We start from the raw sequence: 1,377 nt of genomic DNA on the forward strand, positions 1-1,377 counted from the left end.
GCCTCGAGGCGGCGGCGGCGGCTGGACGCTGCTCCGCGATCGAGGCCCGCGTGGGCGCGGCCGCAGACGCCGACGCGATCACCGGCGCACGCGATGGCCTGGCCCGAGACGGCGGCGCCCCGCGGGCCGGTTCTCGCGCAGGCATCGGTGAAGACGCTGGCATCGCTCGCGGATCGGTGTCCGTGGACGGGGATGGCAGGTGCAGCGCAGTGACAGGCGCAGCGGGATGCGAAGACGACCGCAGCGGCGATAGCGATAGCGATGGCGATGGCGGCAACGGCGCATCAGCAGGCTCGGCGGCAGCGTCTTCCCGAGGCGGCTCGTCCGGCTCGACCGGGCACACGGGGAGCTGCGGCAGGCCGTCGTCGAGCGCAGCCTGCACCGCGGCCTTGAACACCGCTTCCTCGCGCAACTCCAGTTGCGCGGACACCGACTGCGAGGCCTCGGCCCGGACCACCTCGTCGACCTGGTGCCGCCGGCGCATGCTCTCGGCAAGCAGCGCCGCGCGGGCCTCCTCAGCGCGGCGACGATCGTCCGACACGGTGCTCACGACAACCCCGATCCGCCGACCGGGTCCGGATCGGGCTCGAAGTCGGTCGCCTGCTCTTCGCGCACGTGGTAGTCGCGCAGCACCTCCATCGCGTCGACGTCCACGCCCGGCGCCGTCAGGACCAGGTAGTGCAGCGGCTCCTTGTCGCTGCGCCGGCGCACCGGCAGGCGCCGGAAGCCGATGCGTTCCAGCGCACGCCTCGAGCGCACGTTGTCGCCATAGACCGAGGTCAGCAGGCAGTCGACGCCGTTGCGCAGCGCGAACTCGCACAGCAGCGCACCGGCCCGGGCCGCGAAGCCACGCCCCTGGTGATCGATGCCGATCCAGAAATAGAAGAAGCCCGCGCGCGCCCAGCGGTACACGCCGGTGTGGCCGACGAAGCCGTGCTCCGCATGCATCACGGCGTAGTCCATGCGGTCGGTCTCGCGGCGCCGCTCGTCGACCCAGGTCGCCGCATCGCGCTTCTCGTCGATCGGATCGAACCCCGACATCACCGCGATCTGCGGATCGCGGAACTGGTGGCCGAGTGCCGGTGCATGGCTGCCGTCGAGCGGCTCCAGCGCCAGCCCGCCCGGCTGCCGCGCGATGCAGCGCAGCCAGCCGCCGGGCGCTTCGTCCCAGCCAGCCAGGCGCTCGTCCAGGCGCTGCTGCACGTCGCGCGCCAGCGGGTCGTCCGGCCGGCACGCGAGCGCTGCCGCGGCATGGCGCAAGGCGGCCTCGAGATCGCCGCTGCAGGACTCGCACCACGCGAGCTGCGCGAGGTCGGGCGCACTCGGCCCGTGCACCGCCAGGCCGCGCAGCCAGACCCGCCGCGCGAAGCCCCATTC

1 protein-coding gene and 1 pseudogene are annotated in these 1,377 nt (G+C 73.4%); both read right to left on the reverse strand.

What is annotated here, in order from left to right:
* Positions 1-550, reverse strand: a pseudogene (locus AC1DXV_RS34630) (hypothetical protein); the annotation flags it as partial.
* Positions 547-1,377: GNAT family N-acetyltransferase (locus AC1DXV_RS34635; protein WP_477938048.1), on the reverse strand; the 831-nt coding region annotated here is incomplete at its 5' end. The pseudogene AC1DXV_RS34630 and the gene AC1DXV_RS34635, both read right to left, overlap by 4 nt.

Source organism: Rhizobacter sp. P3_C12, assembly GCF_056402735.1.